Here is a 16876-nt window from a genome sequence, read left to right as displayed (position 1 = left end):
CATGTCCGGAATTACCACTATAAGATCATTGCAGCTGTCCCAACTGTCCCGCAGCTTTTTGATAAGCAATATAATTCACATAGAGTTGAAAATGAGCATCCACTCTTGTTTGATATGCTTGCTGCCAAAGCAACTGTGCTTCCAGATAATCGGAAAGCGTTTCTAATCCGACTTCATATTGTTTTCCACTAACTTTCATATTCTCTTCTGCTTGTGCCAACGAACGATCAGCAAGTTCACTTTCCAGACGAGCCTCATCCAGATTGTTGGCAGCCTGTGTCAGTTCCAGCAACATTTTCTCGTTTGCATTTTCAAGTTCCAATTTTGTCTGTTGCAACTTTACTTTTGCCGACCGTACCTTATTACTGCGTTCACCAAAATGAAACAAAGGTACGGACACATTTAAAAATACTGAGAAAGAACCTTGCTTCATAAAAGTTTCATCATTAATCTCCAACCCATGCAAATAATCATAACTGCCCCTCACCCCGACCTTAGGTAAGAGCTCGCTACGATTTAGTTTCACTTGTTGTTCGGCAATAGCTACCTGCTTATTTAAAATATGATATTCCGGTCGAGCAGTAATATCAGAGACTTGTATCTTATGTTCTTTTTCTATTTCCGGAAATTCATCGGAAATATCAATCTCAGCAGTCAAAGATTGACCAATATAATGACACAAATTCATCGATGCCAGCCGAAAGGCATTTGTAGCTCTGCGAAGTAATAACTCACTCTCATTTAAACGAACCTGTACCTTCAATAAATCATTTTGTGATTTCATTCCATGTTGATAAGCACTTTCCACACTTCGATGCAACTCGGTAAGTAGCGTGTGATATTTATCAGCCACTTTCTTCATTTCTTTTGCTTTAATCACCTGCACATAAGCCTCATCCGTACTCAAGATTACCTCGGAAGCTGTTAATGCTTCATTCCAATGAGCCATTTCTCTTCCCAACTGTGACATTTTATATGCTGCGCGAATTTTACCCCCCATATATAAAGGTTGCTCCATTAGTACTCCTCCTGTATAAATGGTTCCAATTTTATAATCCAGATTCAAACCCGGGAAATAAGCAAAACTTCCATTAGGAGCAAACTGGCCTGCCGTTCCAACTGGTGCAAGAACAGGCAAATTCCCTCCCGGAATATTCAGACTACCATCTGCTGTACTATATAGTCCAAGCCCATTTGCCATAAAATTCGGCAGAAAATTTGCTTTATAACTAAGCATCATCAGTCTTGCCGCTTCAGTCTGACGAGAAGCAGCCGTCATTTCCTTATTATAGGTCAATGCCATTTCTCGGCATTGTTTCAGACTCAGTTTTTCTTGTGCGAAAAGGTTACCTGTCACTCCAAGCAACAAACCGGTAACAATTAATATCTTTTTCTTCATTTATCAGTTTTCTTTATGTGAAAAAACAACGCATATAAAATCGGAATAAACAATAGTGTAATTAACGTGCCGAACAACAATCCTCCCATAATGGAAGCTGCCAACGAACCGAACATGGCATCCGACAACAATGGGATCATTCCCAAAATAGTAGTCAGCGATGCCATCATCACCGGACGGAGACGGCTTTGAGAACTATCTATTAAAGCGGTGACCGGTTCCACTCCTTGATTTATCTGCAAAGTTATTTCATCCATCAACACAATACCGTTTTTAATAATCATGCCAATCAGTCCTAAAGTCCCTACAATTGCTACAAAATTAAACGTCTTTCCAGTCAATAACATGACAGCAACCACTCCTACAAAAACCAGCGGTATGCAGCAAAAAATAATTAATGGTTTCCGGTAATCCTTAAATAACAAAATCAAGATAGCAATCATCAGGATAATTGCAAGCGGAAAATTCTTAAACAAATATTGCATAGATTTAGTACTGGCATTCCTTTCCCCCTGCCATTGCAGTTTATATCCATCCGGAAGCGGAATCTGCTCAATCTGCGATGCAATTGCCTGTCGTGCCTTTTCCGTTTCAGTGCCCGGGACAGGAGAACATTGTACACGCTGGCTCCGTTGCCCATTGTAGCGGGGAACAACAGGGTCTTCCCACTTCACCTCAATTTGCTTGCTGATTTGCTTTAAAGGTGTAGTACCCATCAACATCTCCACCAATTCTTCCTTCGAAAGTGCTCCTGTTTTCAATTTCAACATCATATCCTGCGTCAATAAACCATTCAGAGAAGGAAGCGATGAAAAGATTTGCGTATTATCCAGATTCTCTATCGGCCTACCTTGTTCGTCCAGACAACGTATATAGATATTATCTTTATGGATACCTTCATAAAAAGCCCCAATAGGAATACCACTTGTTGCAGAGAGCAAGGACAAGCTCACATCATTACGACTCAAACCAATCGCACGTGCAGTAGGCTGATCATAGTCAATCGTCAAAACCGGAATCTGTGGTTCCCAATCAGTAGTAATCAGACAGACATCCGGACATTTTTCCATAATAGATCGTGCACTGTCCGCCAACTGATGCAGCACAACAGGATCAGGACCGGTAAACTGCGCTTCAATCGGATATTTCTTGAACATCAGATTATACCGGTTCAACTTCACATAAGCATCCGGATACCGCGCAGTAAGGTATTGCTGAATATCATCCATATGATCCACCAATGCATCGGGAGATGTAAAATCAATAATCAATTCTCCATACGAAAGAGAAGGATTTGCCACGTTCCGTACCAAATTGTAACGGGCAGGAGTACCACCTATCGAAGCCGTGACGTGTGTGATTTCCGGACGTGTCTTCAAATAAGTTTCTATCTCTTCCAAATCCCGGACTACACGAGTAGAGTTCGTACCCTCCGGCAGTTTATATTCCATATAAAGCTGATCATACACCATATCCGGAAAGAACCCTTGCCTCATAAATTGATAACTAAATGCGGAAAGTACCACTAAAGCCACCATAGTAATCACAAAACTCCAACGATGTCCCAGACTAAACCTCAACAAAGAACGTAGCGCAGCATAAATCTTGCCTTTGTATACCCGTTTTTCAGTAGAAGTACTTGCTGTCACTTCCGGATGCAAAATACGGTTTGCCATCAAAGGTACATGGACCAAAGCCAGTACCCAGCTAAGTAACAGAGAAACGGCTAAGACGATAAACAAGTCGCGCGTATAAACACCCGCCGTATCCGGTGACATATAAATAGGTAAAAAAGCTATAATAGCAATCAATGTGGCCCCCAATAAAGGCATGGCAGTTTGCCGTCCGATAGCCGTCATTGCTTCCATGCGACTTTTACCCGCTTTCAAATCAACCAAAATACCATCAATAATCACAATCGCATTATCCACCAACATTCCCATCGCAAGCACAAAAGAGGCCAATGACACACGTTGCATGGTTCCATCTACAAAATACAGGAAAAGGAAAGAGCCGAATACCGTCACAACTAAACTGATACCTATAATGACCCCACTCTTAAATCCCATGGCTATCATCAGAATGATTACGACAATAATTACTGACTCTATCAAATTCAGGACAAAAGTACCCAATGAATCGGACACACGTTCCGGTTGATAGAAGACTTTATGATACTCTACTCCTGTCGGTAAACGTTCGGTTTTCAACTCTTCCAATTTCTTCTCTACACTTTTACCGATTTTGATAATATCCGTACCGGAGGTCGCGGCGATCAGTATCCCCATTGCCCGTTCCCGGTCGTAGAACAACTCGTTACGGGTAGGGTTCTCATAGTCTTTTTCTACTTTGGCGATATCACACAGCCGTAACTGGTCGGCATCATGTCCCTGAATCAACATTTGACCGATATCTTCTACCGTCTTGAACTTATCACTGACCGTCACACGAATACGATTATCACCATTATCATAATATCCGGTATAAGTAGTTTTGTTCTGCCCGCTCAAAGTGGCGAGTACTTCGGCAGGCTTCACACCAAGATTGGCCATACGGTCCTGTAACAAAGAGATATTGATACATTCCGAGCGTTTACCATACAAATCTACTCGTTCCACACCTTCCAGTTCACTCACTTCCCGCTTGATAAGCTCTGCGTAATCTGATAATTCACGATCAGAAAGCCCGTCTCCCGTTAAGGCATAAAACATACCATAAACATTACCAAAGTCATCTCTCACAATGGATGGAGCCGCACCCTCCGGTAGCTCAGCCTGCGCATTGGCAACCTTACGACGCAATAAATCCCAATGCTGCTCCACATCCACATCCTTAACAGTTGTTTTCAGTTCTACTTGAATCAAAGAAAGATCATTGTATGAATAACTCTCCACATTATCCACATTGCCCATAGTGCGAATGTTTTTTTCAAGTACATCCGTCACCTCCAACTCAACCTGATGTGCAGAAGCTCCGGGATAAGTAGTCACCACCATTGCCAGTTTCACTTTTACTTCCGGATCTTCCAGTTTACTCATTTCATAACTAGAGTAAGCACCTCCCAACAGCAGGACAGCAATCAAGAAGTATATCAACTTCTTGTTTTCAAAAGCCCATTTACTGATATCAATCATAACAGTCCTCCTACATTTGTTTCTGACGTTGGTAAAAGAGGGGTTACTTGCTCACCGTCCTTGATATGACGCACTCCCGATGCCACTACTAAGTCATTGGGTTTCACTCGATCCGAAGTAATAAGCACCCTGCCATTACTCAATAAACGAACCACTGTCACATCACATTGACGGACGGTACGGTTGGAAGCATTATAAAGAAAAATACTTGTTCTCCCGTTTTCCCTAAGAACCGATCCACTAGGGACAGAGAAATTATGAATGCTATCTCCGGCACACTTGATAGTAACCATTGTATTCATACCCGGTGAAGGCAAAGGCTGCCTGTCTCCGGTGCCCAATTGTAAGCGCATCGTATATAATTGATTTGCATTTGCTTTCGGAGTAATACTGATTTGTTCCAAAGCATATTCTTGCCCCGGATAGATATCGAAAGTGCAATGATAATGGACAAACTGCCGGCGACGGATATATTCCACAGCCGGCAGGTTAATTTCAACTTCCGGTTTCCCTTCACTTACCATAGACAAAACCGGCATACCGGCACCAACCGTTTCATGTGAATCAAAAAAACGCTCTTGAATATACCCATTGAATGGAGCATACAGGTGAGTATATTCCAACTCGTCCTTGGCATGATTATATTTGGCAGTAATTTGTTTCAGCCCAAACATAGCCTTGTCATTCGCATCCGGAGTCGTAACCTTTTCTTTATAAAGTGCCATTACCCGTTCTGCTTCCGCCTTGACACTCAGATATTCCGCTTCGGCAGCATCCAACTGAATCTGATAATCAGTAGGATCGAGTTCCGCCAACAATTGTCCTTTACGCACATAAGATCCATTATTCACGTACATACGCTGAATAGTCCCACTTACCCGAAAAGCCAACGTAATGTCTTGCGCAGCTTTTACCCGCCCTGGGAACTGCAAAATATCCTGCTTTTCAGTAGAAACCACCGTATCAATCTTCACTGTCAGCTTACTTTCCTCTTTTTCTGAACGATGATTACAAGAAGCTAACAAAAAAATAAAAATTCCAGCTAATAAAAAGTTCAATCGTCTCATATTTTCAGTTTTTATTTGATAGATGCAAAATTATTCCAAGCAAACAAGACTAAAAAGGTTGATTTAAGCTATAAATTGTTCGATTTGCAGTATTTTCTCAAAAAAACAGATTAATATTTTGCGATTTGTATTTTTTGCTTCTTTCTTTGCTGAAAGAATATTCAAAAAAGGACAGATACATGGAACAACAGATCCCTTTCAACTATGTTATAATATCTCCGAAATATGCTCCTAAGAAAGTATGGAAAACATTGTCTAGCATCGACAAATGTGGCTTCTTTTTTTGTCAAGAAGGAGAGATGGATATTTCATTCGGAGATAAATCCTATTCGATCGGCAAAAGAGATATTTGCATATATATGACAGGGTGCCTAATGAAAATTAGTCGAACGAGTCCGGACTTAAAAGGAATCATGATCGAAGTGGATCTCAATTACATCATCCCGATCGTGAATAAAGTGATCAACTCAGAAAACTTACTTTATTTACGAGAAAATCCTAGCTTCTCACTCACCGAAGAGCAATATAACTACTTGGAACCACTAATCAAAGCACTCCAACAACGAATGCTTATAGCAAAAGAACAGAATATCTCCATACAAAGACTTCGTTTGACCAGCGAACTCATAAAATCATGGGGACAAACCCTTTGTTATGAGGTCTTGAATATCTATTTCTCCTATCAGCCCTCACAACTTCTATCACAAAATAAAAAGGATAAAATCTTTCAGAATTTCATGATCACTCTTTTCCAATATTATCATCAGGAACATGACGTCACCTTTTACGCAGATAAACAATGCCTTTCTCCCCGTTACTTCTCCGCAGTGATCAAAGAGAAATCCGGAAACAGCGCACTGCAATGGATTATTCAAATGGTAATCACAGAAGCAAAACAATTGTTGGAAAACACAGATCTAAGTATTAAAGAAATTGCAGCTAAACTGAATTTTCCTACACAGTCTTTCTTTGGAAAATATTTCAAGCAATACGTAGGCATTTCTCCTAAAGAATATCGGAATAAGCAACTTATGTCACCTCTTTCTTGATACCAAGAATCGATACAGTAAATACCACAATCCTCTATAAGAGCCTGTTGAAATTTCCTTCAACAATAATCCTATACCCGCAATTCTGACTATTTCCTCTGCCGAATAAAATGTCAGCTCACATTTCCACCTCTGATGTCACCAACATAGAACAAATGTAATCATTCTACCGCCTCACTTCAACAAGGATAAAATAGTATTGGCTATTACACCTCCTTTTCGAATAACTCTTAGAATGGTTTCATTCGGATTGGTAGACGCTCCCAACTCCTTATCTATATAGGCAATCACATCTTCTCTTTTTCCTGATATACTTTCTCCACAATACTGTTAATGGCTTGCTGCAACGTATAAAGTTGCTACTCCAATTGCACTGATATATCTACAACTGCTTTGGCACACTGACACAAGAAGCGAAAGTACACAATATGGCAATGCAAAGGAATGGACTTCCTTTTATCCGAAATAATTTATTCGGAGAATGATGATTAATTAAAGAAAACAGTGACATAAGCATATTATTTACCAATCATTTTCATAACGAACTCTGTTTTATCTTCCCCTGTATAAAAGTCAATATTGGCAAAATAACACAAATAGTTCCAGAAATAGAGAGTTAAAAACATCTGTATATCTCTGTCTGATTTAAAATCACTACAAATACGATGATTATCAGTGTTTAGTTGTCCCCATATCAAAGAGGGTATAGGTACACTGGTCTCTTCTATGATTCTAGCAATCTCTTTCATTGCCGGATGGGAAGCATGTTGTAACTCTTTCCGATAATAAGAAGAACCATCTTTCGGAAATAAGTTTAAAGCAAGCGGCATCAATTCTACTTGCGCCCTGTTATATTCTTGCTGTTTATCCAAACTACTAACATTCTGCATTTGTTTATCTAAAAAGTAAGAATAAAGCCAACCATCTCCATACAATTTCTCATTGATTTCTTTCAACCGCTTCTTATCCACTTCCAACAGATAATTGAAATGATATATGTTCATACCTTCTACAAACAGATCAACAGCATAGCGATTCCATAGTTTTTTTCCAACGTCGCTTGGAAGAAATTAATCATCTCCGACTCCAAAGTGGCAAGTTGCTGCTCTCTATTATCATTTACATTTGTTTCTTTATTGTTCCTATTGCCACAAGACAATAACAATAATACAAACAACAATATAATATGTTTCATTATTATCTTAATTTTAAAATATCATTCATCATATTCTTATAATATTGACTGCCCAGCTCTATGTTTTGAGCAATTAATGCACCGGATTCTATGGAATCGTCCAGCCGATGAGGAAGATGCACGTCGCCATCCACATGAATAAAAGGTTCTTTCTGTAAAGAATAAGTAAGTATCTTAGGATAAGCCTAATGAATGTCGGGGCATGGCAGATCGTCATATTGAACCACTACATCTGTATAAGGTAGTTTCAACAACTCTATAAAGACTTTATAACCATTACTGTCTGTATAAAAGACTACGTTATTATAGTTTTCACGCAGACTCAGACAACTTAACGCCCATGACATCAAGTGATACTGCGGATGAGACCATCCAAATCTGTTACCTCAAATACCAACTGAAACAAATTATTCAAGTTGTACCTGATATTATCTGCCTGAAACTCTCATATATAATTAAAATTATTGTTTAAATTTAGCAATCATCATCACTGAATTCGCTTCTTCATCCAGATTTTCTGCAATCTTTTTTAGTTCCCCTTTCAAAAATCCTTGTTCAAGAAGCCATCTCAAATCACCGGCGGAAAAACGAGTCACAAACATATTATCCGGTATCTCTGAAACATCATATGAATCAATTTTTAATTTTAATGTCATGTCAGATATATAAAACGTTGCCTCACATATTTCTTGAGTTTCCCTATCACAGAACAATAGATTATGAGGATGATTAACCAGGGTTTTGCGGGCATAATCCACCTCCTTTTTTTGAACTGTCAACAACAAATAACGGTCACTGTAAAATATAACCGAATGTAAATCCACCAGATTTTCCTCCATATCTCTATTCTTGAAAACCGTCACCGGAGTTAATACATCATTCACAAAATGATATACAGTATCCAACGAAGGATCTGCAATAATAAAACCATCTTTTGTCTTTAACATTGGATCCATATAAAGTGAGGTTAACCAGCTCTCACCTGTTTTTTCATCACGAAACCTTACATCATCAGAAATACGCTTTTTTATTGTAATAGGAACCGGACTCATAGCTCCAGTCTGTCTATCAATAAAATAATAGGGATTTTCTTCCAAGACATCGCTTTTCCCATCAAAATTTCCATGCCATGACCATTTACTGTATCCTATCAAGTTCTTATCATCATAAACATACAAATGCCTGAGCCACACTTGTTTGGGCAATTTTATTCTCCGTCTAAAATCTCCGGAGAAATCATATACCAATATGTAAGAAAGAAAAAAATCATCATAAACATACAACTCCTTTTGAGCATAATCAACGGCAAATAGATTTAGACTATGATATTCTTCTCCACTTTGTCCACAGCAACGCTTAAAACCTCCTAAATAATCTCCTTTCTTATTGAAGAAAAAGAGTTTTGATTGGAAATAATCACCTGCAATTATTGTATTAGTGGACAGACTCATTTCAAAGTAGGGATGAATCACTGAACTATCATTGGTTTCCAACGGAATATAAGTAATTTCCGCAATATCATTCAATACAATATCTTTCTTAGGATATTCCTTTTTGACATCTATCTCTATCAACTCATTGGATAACGATTGAGAAGAAGAACCAGTGCATGAGAGTAATAGCATCAAAAGAATAATCCCTAATATACTAATGTTTATTGATCTACACATACTTTTTTTTGCCTTCTCAGCTTGGCTGAGGTTTTGCAACGAAATTTTATTCAATTTCATAAACAATAAAATTTAAATTAATAATTTAGATTAATCGCACGGCTTATCTGTTCGATATATTATAAAAAATACAATAATGCTTTTAAAGCAGCCTGTAGCGACTCAACCTTATGCATATTATGATAATATATTCCTTAAATACTCTAGGTATCTCTACTACAAAAAACATACATTAGAATACATGACCAAGGAACTATGTCCATCACTGCTGAAAACTCTCATATATATAAACTTTAAGTTATTGTTTAAACTTAGCAATCATCATCACTGAATTCGCTTCTTCATCCAGATTTTCTGCAATCTTTTTTAGTTCCCCTTTCAAAAATCCTTGTTCAAGAAGCCATTTCAAATCACCGGCGGTAAAACGAGTCACAAACATATTATCCGGTATCTCTGAAACATCATATGAATCAATTTTTAATTTTAATGTCATGTCAGATATATAAAACGTTGCCTCACATATTTCTTGAGTTTCCCTATCACAGAACAATAGATTATGAGGATGATTAACCAGGGTTTTGCGGGCATAATCCACCTCCTTTTTTTGAACTGTCAACAACAAATAACGGTCACTGTAAAATATAACCGAATGTAAATCCACCAGATTTTCCTCCATATCTCTATTCTTGAAAACCGTCACCGGAGTTAATACATCATTCACAAAATGATATACAGTATCCAACGAAGGATCTGCAATAATAAAACCATCTTTTGTCTTTAACATTGGATCCATATAAAGTGAGGTTAACCAGCTCTCACCTGTTTTTTCATCACGAAACCTTACATCATCAGAAATACGCTTTTTTATCGTAATAGGAACCGGACTCATAGCTCCAGTCTGTTTATCAATAAAATAATAGGGATTTTCTTCAAGGACATCGCTTTTCCCATCAAAATTCCCATGCCATGACCATTTACTGTATCCTATCAAGTTCTTATCATCATAAACATACAAATGCCTAAGCCACACTTGTTTGGGCAATTTTATTCTCCGTTTAAAATTTCCGGAGAAATCATATACCAATATGCGAGAAAAAAAGAATCTATCATAAACATACAACTCCTTTTGAGTATAGTCAACAGTGAATAAACTTAATCTATTATATTCTTCTCCACTTTGCCCGCAACAACGTTTAAAACCGCCCAAGTAACTTCCTTTTTTATTGAAGAAAAAGAGTTCTGATTGGACATTATCACCCACAATTATTGTATCAGCAGACAGACTAATTTCAAAGTTAGGACGTATCACTGAACTATCATTGGTTTCCAACGGAATATAAGTAATTTCCGCAATATCATTCAATACAATATCTTTCTTAGGATATTCCTTTTTGACATCTATCTTTATCAACTCATTGGATAACGATTGAGAAGAAGAACCAGCACATGAGAGTAATAGCGTCAAAAGAATAATCCCTAATATACTTATACTTATTGATCTATACATACCTTTGTTTGCCATCTCAGCTTGGCTGAGGTTTTGCAACGAAATTTTATTCAATTTCATAAACAATAAAATTTAAATTAATAATTTGCATAGCTCATCCGCACGGTATTATTATAAAAGAAAATACAATAACCTTATAAAGCATTGACACTGTGATAAACTATTCCTATCCGTTCTCGAAAATCCTCCAACGAGTAACAGTTGAACATCCGTTCTCTACCAACTGCTCGTCGATAAACGACTCCAATTGCCCAGCGATAAAATATAGCGATGCCGCCCGTTCGCGAAAACGCTCCGTCACATGCATCATCGAAGCATCATGCAAACGATAGAAATAAAAATCGCCCGGATAGTATGCCACCCGTTCGGCAGCATAAAAAGCATAGGGAGTGAAAAATTCATCGTCGTGGGTAGTTCCCTCAAAATGCAATCCGTGTTTTTCGATCAGCGAACGACGATACAGGCTGCTGTAAGTCATCGGAATGTATTCACCATTCTCTATCAGCCGACAGAAACACTCTTTGCCGCTGTATACCTCAGCCTGAGTGGGAAATGTATGCGAACGGTCGCCCATCCGGAAAAAGGTGCCATCTTCATCGCAGTAACGTATGCTACCGATTACCATATCCGCATGACAAGCTTCCGCTCGATGATATAGTTGTTCGAATGCATCAGGTGCCACCGTATCGTCACTGTCTACGATACCGACATAAACGCCCTCTGCCGCTTCTAGCAAAGCGTTTCGTGTAGGCGAAACACCCCGGTGAGGTAAATGTAATAATCGGATACGAGCATCCATTGCCGCATGACGTTCGATATGTTGCAACGTGGCATCGGTAGAACCGTCATCTGCCACAATAATTTCGATCTCGTCCAGTGCCTGCTGTCGAACAAAGGTCAAACATTTATCGATGTAAGCCTCCGCATTATAAGCGGGTATCAAAATACTGACTTTTATGGTTTTGTTCATGTGTTCTTCAAGCAAATAATTATTACGTGTTTTAATATGTTTCAAGTAAAGGTATGCCACGTTTCCAATTGTAGACTTCGGCTATGGCAGCTGCTTGCTGCCACCAGTCCACCACCCGTTTCCACACTTTCTCCGGTATATAATCTTCCGATTGCCAATCGACACCTGTTCTTTGGCATGCGTTTTTCAGATCCTCCACATAATCGGCATCAAAAGGCAAATGCATACAAATATCTTCCAATAATTCTCCGGCAAAGTCTTCATAGAAACGATTGTGAAGAAGACGTGAACAATAAATGAAGAAGAGGGTAAGTCCCATCCTTCCATTCAACAGGCTTTGATCGGTACTAAAACTTCCATATAATATTTGATAGCCTATAATTCCTTTCAATTTATTAGGCAGTGCTTTCATTAATATTGATATTATTGTTATTTATCACAATATTAAAGTAAATTATTCACAAATAAAAGCCGCCCTCAGAAATTAACTAATTTTAGCAATCACTCATCCATTAAAGTTGACTTATCATGGACACAATATAAATTCATATTATTTATAGGTTACTTCCATATATGAAGTTCACATCAATGATAAATTTCTTCTCAAAGAACCTCTATGATCAAGGCCATGCTAAAACAAAGACTGATCTGTCAAAAATGTGAAAATTTGTTTTTTCTCCAAATAATACGTCCAGTATTTCAATAAACACTTATTTTTATTCAAAATTAAATAATCAGCAATTCTAATGTTAAATATGAAGCACATCAAGAACTTTCCGCATCATTTACAATTAGACGCTATGGACTGTGGTCCTACCTGCCTACGGATGATAGCGAAATACTACGGAAAGACATTTTCGATTGAAACTTTACGTGCCCGTTCGTTCATTACACGCGAAGGAGTATTGATGCTAGGTATCGGTGATGCTGCCGAATCAATCGGATTCCGTACATCCGGCATACGGATCTCTTTAAAACAACTTTTGGAAGATGTCCCGTTACCCTGTATACTACATTGGAACCAAAACCACTTTGTAGTCTGTTACAAGATCCGAAAAAAAAAGGAAGGATATCGATTTTACATCGCCGATCCCGCTTCGCAATTGGTGACCTACTCTCAAAAGGAATTCGAGAAATGTTGGTTTTCGACCAAAGAAGGAGGAGAAGAAAAAGGAACCGTTCTCGCCCTTATACCTACACCGGAGTTTGAAACACAAGGGGAGGAAAAAACAGAGAACGCACGAAGCCTTCTGTTTTTCGCACGTTACTTGTCACCCTACAAACGGCAGATTGTACTGCACATGAATACTCGCATTAACATCTCGCTCATTTCCGATTTTCTGATCAAACTGATGAGGCTGCCACTACATTTTTTTGACACGAAGATGATCGGTGATATCATGTAACTCATCGGCGACCACAACCGGATTGAAGCCTTTCTGACCGGATCGTCCACATAACCACTCAAGTGTTCAAAAAAAACATGGACACCTATTACGATGTGTCACGACTAGTAGATGAATTGCACGACAAACATTCAAACAGAGATACTGAAAGATGAGATCGTGTATTATGACATTCATCGGGATGAAGGAAACAATATCCAATCGTTAAAGCACTCACCCACAGCACAGATTATCTACTTTTGTAGCAAAAGCCGATTCGTTCCACCTAGGTAGAACGAAAGGAATACCCAGGTAGAACGAAGCGGACACCCAGGTGGAACGAAACGATAACCTAGGTAGAACGAACCAATATTAACAATCAAATCCCTTAATATTAGAATATGAGTGCTTTATATGATTTATTCGAGAATCCCCCTATTGAAAATGGAGAAAAACAACCGCTACACGCCCGCATTGTCTCCAAAGGAACCGTAGACAAAGAAGAGTTTCTGGACCGTGTACACAAATTCACCGGTATCAGCCGCAGTCTATTAACAGGTGCTATGGAAGCCTTTTCCAACGAAGCACGCGACTTACTAGCCGAAGGCTGGACAGTAGAGATAGGTAACTTCGGTTTTCTAACCACCTCATTGCAATGTCCTCCCGTCAATAACAAGAAAGAAGTCCGGTCCACTTCCGTCAAGATGAAAAACATTCATCTTCGTGCAAGTCACTCATTCAAGAAAGAAGTGGGTGATAAAATGAGATTGCAACGCGGAGAATCCCCTATCCGGCCGAAAAAAAACAGCATTTCCCGTGAGACTTGCCTCGCTCGTCTGCAGCTATACTTATCAGCCCACTTATTCATCAGCCGGACAGACTACTGCCTGCTGACAGGAAGAAACAAAAAAGTAGCCATTATAGAGTTGAATTCATTCATTGACGAAGGGGTCATCCGAAAAGAAGGAATAGGAAAACTGACTGTATATACAAAGGTATAAATTATTTCACTATCAATCAACACTTTAGAAATTCATAATTTTCTTGTCGTTCATTGAACGTCATTAAAGCACCTCTCCGGTAACCGGCTGTTATATCTTTGCATCGTGATCACAAAGAGATATGTTAATTAAAAGTATTCATTTAAAAAACAGGATTATGTCATTAAAATACGTCATTAAAAAAAGAACCTTCGGTTTTGATAAAACTAAAACTGAAAAGTATGTAGCTCAGAATGTGATTACCAATACAGTGGATTTTAAAACCCTGTGTGATGAAATCACCAAGATAGGACTAGTTCCCAGCGGAGCAGTCAAGTTTGTACTCGATGCGCTCATTGATACCCTGAACATGAACCTTAATAAAGGAATCTCCGTTCAGTTAGGCGATTTCGGTTGTTTCCGTCCGGGAATGAATTGTGAAAGCCAGGATACGGCCAAAGAGGTGGACAGCGATACCATTCGCAGGGTAAGAATCGTTTTCACTCCGGGATATAAGTTCAAAGATATGCTGAATAAAGTCAGCATTCAAAAGTTAGTTGTGTCTAATGACGGAACGATGATTCCCGAAGATACTGATCCGACTCCGAATCCGGGTGATGATAACGGAGAGTCTCCAGACCCGACTCTATAATCAATGAACAATGCAAAAACGGCATCCGCCTTCGGGCGGATACTGTTTTTCGCAAACTATATTGTCAAACACTTGACAACGCCTCAAAAATGTTGTATCTTTACTGTCTATTAACTTAAACAAAAATCAATATGAATTCAGCTATTTACGAATACGAAGAAGAAGAAAAACCGTTTATTATCAAAACCTACAAGAAAAAAGAATTAGCCTGTCTTTACAATCCGAATATTACACCACGATGCGCCATCCGGATGCTTACCAAATGGATCAAAAAAAACAAGGAGTTGTACACCCGGCTCGTGGCAACCGGTTACAATACACGCACCCGTACCTTTACCCCTTTACAGGTCAGAATCATAACCAGTATTCTGGACATTCCTTAAGAATGCCCGGAGTGTCTGCATAAAGTAAAACTTATTATAGAGTGAAACTCAAACAGTATCCTTTTTGAATTGACGGAACTGCCACCACAGCATAATTCCTGCAATCAAACTCGCAATTAAGTCAGAAATAGGCATACTCATCCACACACCTTCTTGCCCATAGAATTGAGGTAAGATCAATAAACAAGGAATCAAAATAAGGACCTGACGCGAAACGGATAAGAAGATCGCTTTACTTGCCATACCAATACTTTGAAAGAAGTTAGAAGTCACCATCTGAAAACCAACAATCGGAAAGAACATTACCACAATACGTAACCCTTTCGTGGAAATACGAATCAACTCTTCATCAGTAGTAAAAATAGAGACTGCCAGATTGGGAATCAGCATTCCCATTAGGAAACCGGTAGTAGTAATTGCCGTTGCCGCATAAATTGTTATTTTCAGTACTCTTGTCACACGCGTATATTGCCGTGCTCCAAAATTATAACCGGCAATCGGCTGCATTCCCTGATTCAAGCCCATCACAATCATAACAAACAGAAAGACCAACCGATTGACTATGCCAAAAGCTCCAATTGCCAAATCTCCTCCATATTGTTTCAGTCCTTTATTGATAAGAATAACAATAAAACAGGCAGCCAAATTCATTAAAAAAGGAGCCATACCTATCGCTAAAGAATCAAATACGATTTTCTTTTTCAACCGGAATATCCCTCGGTGAAAATGCAATAGTTCTTCTTTATTACTGAATAACTTAAACTGCCAACCTAATGCAATCACCTGTGCTGTAATAGTAGCAATAGCTGCTCCCTGTATTCCCCAACCGAAACCATAAATAAAAAGAGGATCGAGAATGGTATTAATGACTACTGTAGCAATCGTCGCATACATCGCCTTCTGAGGATGGCCGGCAGAACGCAGTACTGCGTTTAATCCCAGATAAAGGTGTGTGACTACGTTACCAAGCAATATCACCACCATATAATCGCGCGCATATCCAACTGTAGCCTCACTTCCACCAAAAAAATAAAGAATCGGATCAAGAAAAATAAGGGCCAGTACGGTAAATGCCAATCCTATAATGATATTCAAAACTAACACATTTCCTAATACCCGCTGGGCAGTGTCATAATCCTTCTGCCCCAGTTTCACCGAAACCAGTGTAGCTGCTCCCACACCTACCAATGAACCGAAAGCTGCGGCAAGATTCATTAGCGGGAAAGTCAAAGCCAACCCGGAAATAGCCATTGCTCCCACACCATGCCCAATGAAAATACTATCTACCATGTTATAAAGAGAAGATGCTGTCATGGCGATAATTGCCGGAATAGCATACTGCATTAAAAGCTTTCCGATCTTTTCTGTACCCAGCGCAGTGGGTGTCTTTTGTCCTGTCATACCTATTACTTTGAAGCTGCAAAGATACAAAAAAGAGACAGATTACAGGATATATGAGAAAAGTTTCGTATTTTTGCCTCCAAA

The 16876-nt window shown here is 38.9% G+C and carries 14 protein-coding genes and 2 pseudogenes; 5 read left to right on the top strand and 11 right to left on the bottom strand.

Annotated elements, in window-relative coordinates; all coding sequences use genetic code 11:
* Positions 1-25 precede the first annotated feature (25 nt).
* From CZ225_RS05345 to CZ225_RS05335, 3 genes are read right to left on the bottom strand one after another with little or no spacing between them, the layout of a single operon-like run.
* A complete protein-coding gene (locus tag CZ225_RS05345) occupies positions 26-1399 on the bottom strand; it encodes a TolC family protein (protein WP_077153254.1) in 1374 nt (457 codons plus the stop codon).
* Positions 1396-4533 (bottom strand): efflux RND transporter permease subunit, encoded by a 3138-nt coding sequence (locus tag CZ225_RS05340; RefSeq protein WP_129585745.1) that lies wholly within the window; start codon positions 4531-4533, stop codon positions 1396-1398. Before CZ225_RS05340 ends, CZ225_RS05345 begins: the two co-directional genes overlap by 4 nt.
* Positions 4530-5600 carry an efflux RND transporter periplasmic adaptor subunit gene (locus tag CZ225_RS05335; RefSeq protein ID WP_077153253.1) on the bottom strand — a complete coding sequence of 357 codons (1071 nt, stop codon included), beginning with the start codon at positions 5598-5600 and terminating at the stop codon, positions 4530-4532. The genes CZ225_RS05340 and CZ225_RS05335 overlap by 4 nt, the downstream gene beginning before the upstream one ends.
* Before the next feature lie 179 nt (positions 5601-5779).
* On the opposite strand from CZ225_RS05335, the gene CZ225_RS05330 reads away from it, so the two are divergent.
* A complete protein-coding gene (locus CZ225_RS05330; protein ID WP_077155702.1) occupies positions 5780-6649 on the top strand; it encodes a helix-turn-helix domain-containing protein in 870 nt (289 codons plus the stop codon).
* 518 nt (positions 6650-7167) lie between these two features.
* Here the strand turns inward: CZ225_RS05330 and CZ225_RS05325 are convergent.
* The 7 genes and pseudogenes from CZ225_RS05325 to CZ225_RS05300 form a co-directional block, all read right to left on the bottom strand.
* Entirely contained in the window at positions 7168-7653 is a 486-nt protein-coding gene (locus CZ225_RS05325) for a hypothetical protein (protein ID WP_234983000.1), read from the bottom strand.
* 5 nt (positions 7654-7658) lie between these two features.
* Positions 7659-7844, bottom strand: coding sequence for a hypothetical protein (locus CZ225_RS05320; protein ID WP_077153252.1), 186 nt, complete (start codon positions 7842-7844; stop codon positions 7659-7661).
* 2 nt (positions 7845-7846) lie between these two features.
* Positions 7847-8215, bottom strand: a pseudogene (locus CZ225_RS24685) (DUF6734 family protein); the annotation flags it as partial.
* Between the two features lie 90 nt (positions 8216-8305).
* Positions 8306-9574, bottom strand: a complete 1269-nt coding sequence (locus CZ225_RS05315) for a 6-bladed beta-propeller (protein ID WP_083714586.1) — start codon at positions 9572-9574, stop codon at positions 8306-8308.
* A gap of 238 nt (positions 9575-9812) precedes the next feature.
* Complete coding sequence (locus CZ225_RS05310) at positions 9813-11081, bottom strand: 6-bladed beta-propeller (RefSeq protein ID WP_077153250.1); 1269 nt, start codon at positions 11079-11081, stop codon at positions 9813-9815.
* Between the two features lie 106 nt (positions 11082-11187).
* Positions 11188-11991: a glycosyltransferase gene (locus CZ225_RS05305; protein WP_129585744.1), complete on the bottom strand. Its 804-nt coding sequence runs from the start codon at positions 11989-11991 to the stop codon at positions 11188-11190.
* Positions 11992-12022: 31 nt separating this feature from the next.
* Positions 12023-12403 carry a hypothetical protein gene (locus CZ225_RS05300; RefSeq protein ID WP_077153248.1) on the bottom strand — a complete coding sequence of 127 codons (381 nt, stop codon included), beginning with the start codon at positions 12401-12403 and terminating at the stop codon, positions 12023-12025.
* Positions 12404-12746: 343 nt separating this feature from the next.
* On the opposite strand from CZ225_RS05300, the pseudogene CZ225_RS05295 reads away from it, so the two are divergent.
* The 4 genes and pseudogenes from CZ225_RS05295 to CZ225_RS05280 form a co-directional block, all read left to right on the top strand.
* Positions 12747-13394 (top strand): annotated as a pseudogene (locus CZ225_RS05295) (cysteine peptidase family C39 domain-containing protein); the annotation flags it as partial.
* Positions 13395-13777: 383 nt separating this feature from the next.
* On the top strand, positions 13778-14377 hold the full coding sequence (locus CZ225_RS05290) for an HU family DNA-binding protein (protein ID WP_077153246.1): 600 nt from the start codon (positions 13778-13780) through the stop codon (positions 14375-14377).
* Between the two features lie 157 nt (positions 14378-14534).
* The gene (locus CZ225_RS05285; protein ID WP_077153245.1) at positions 14535-15008 is read left to right on the top strand and encodes an HU family DNA-binding protein; all 474 of its coding nucleotides are present in this window, start codon (positions 14535-14537) and stop codon (positions 15006-15008) included.
* Positions 15009-15139: 131 nt separating this feature from the next.
* Complete coding sequence (locus tag CZ225_RS05280; RefSeq protein ID WP_077153244.1) at positions 15140-15391, top strand: DUF4248 domain-containing protein; 252 nt, start codon at positions 15140-15142, stop codon at positions 15389-15391.
* A gap of 48 nt (positions 15392-15439) precedes the next feature.
* Here CZ225_RS05280 and CZ225_RS05275 read toward each other — a convergent pair whose 3' ends face one another.
* A complete protein-coding gene (locus tag CZ225_RS05275; RefSeq protein WP_077153243.1) occupies positions 15440-16822 on the bottom strand; it encodes an MATE family efflux transporter in 1383 nt (460 codons plus the stop codon).
* Between the last annotated feature and the right edge of the window lie 54 nt (positions 16823-16876).

Origin of the sequence: Bacteroides bouchesdurhonensis (assembly GCF_900155865.1) — a bacterium.
In the GTDB taxonomy this organism is placed as follows: Bacteria; Bacteroidota; Bacteroidia; order Bacteroidales; family Bacteroidaceae; genus Bacteroides; species Bacteroides bouchesdurhonensis.
Note: the sequence above shows the minus strand (reverse complement) of the source record. Positions and strands in the feature narration are given on the sequence as shown.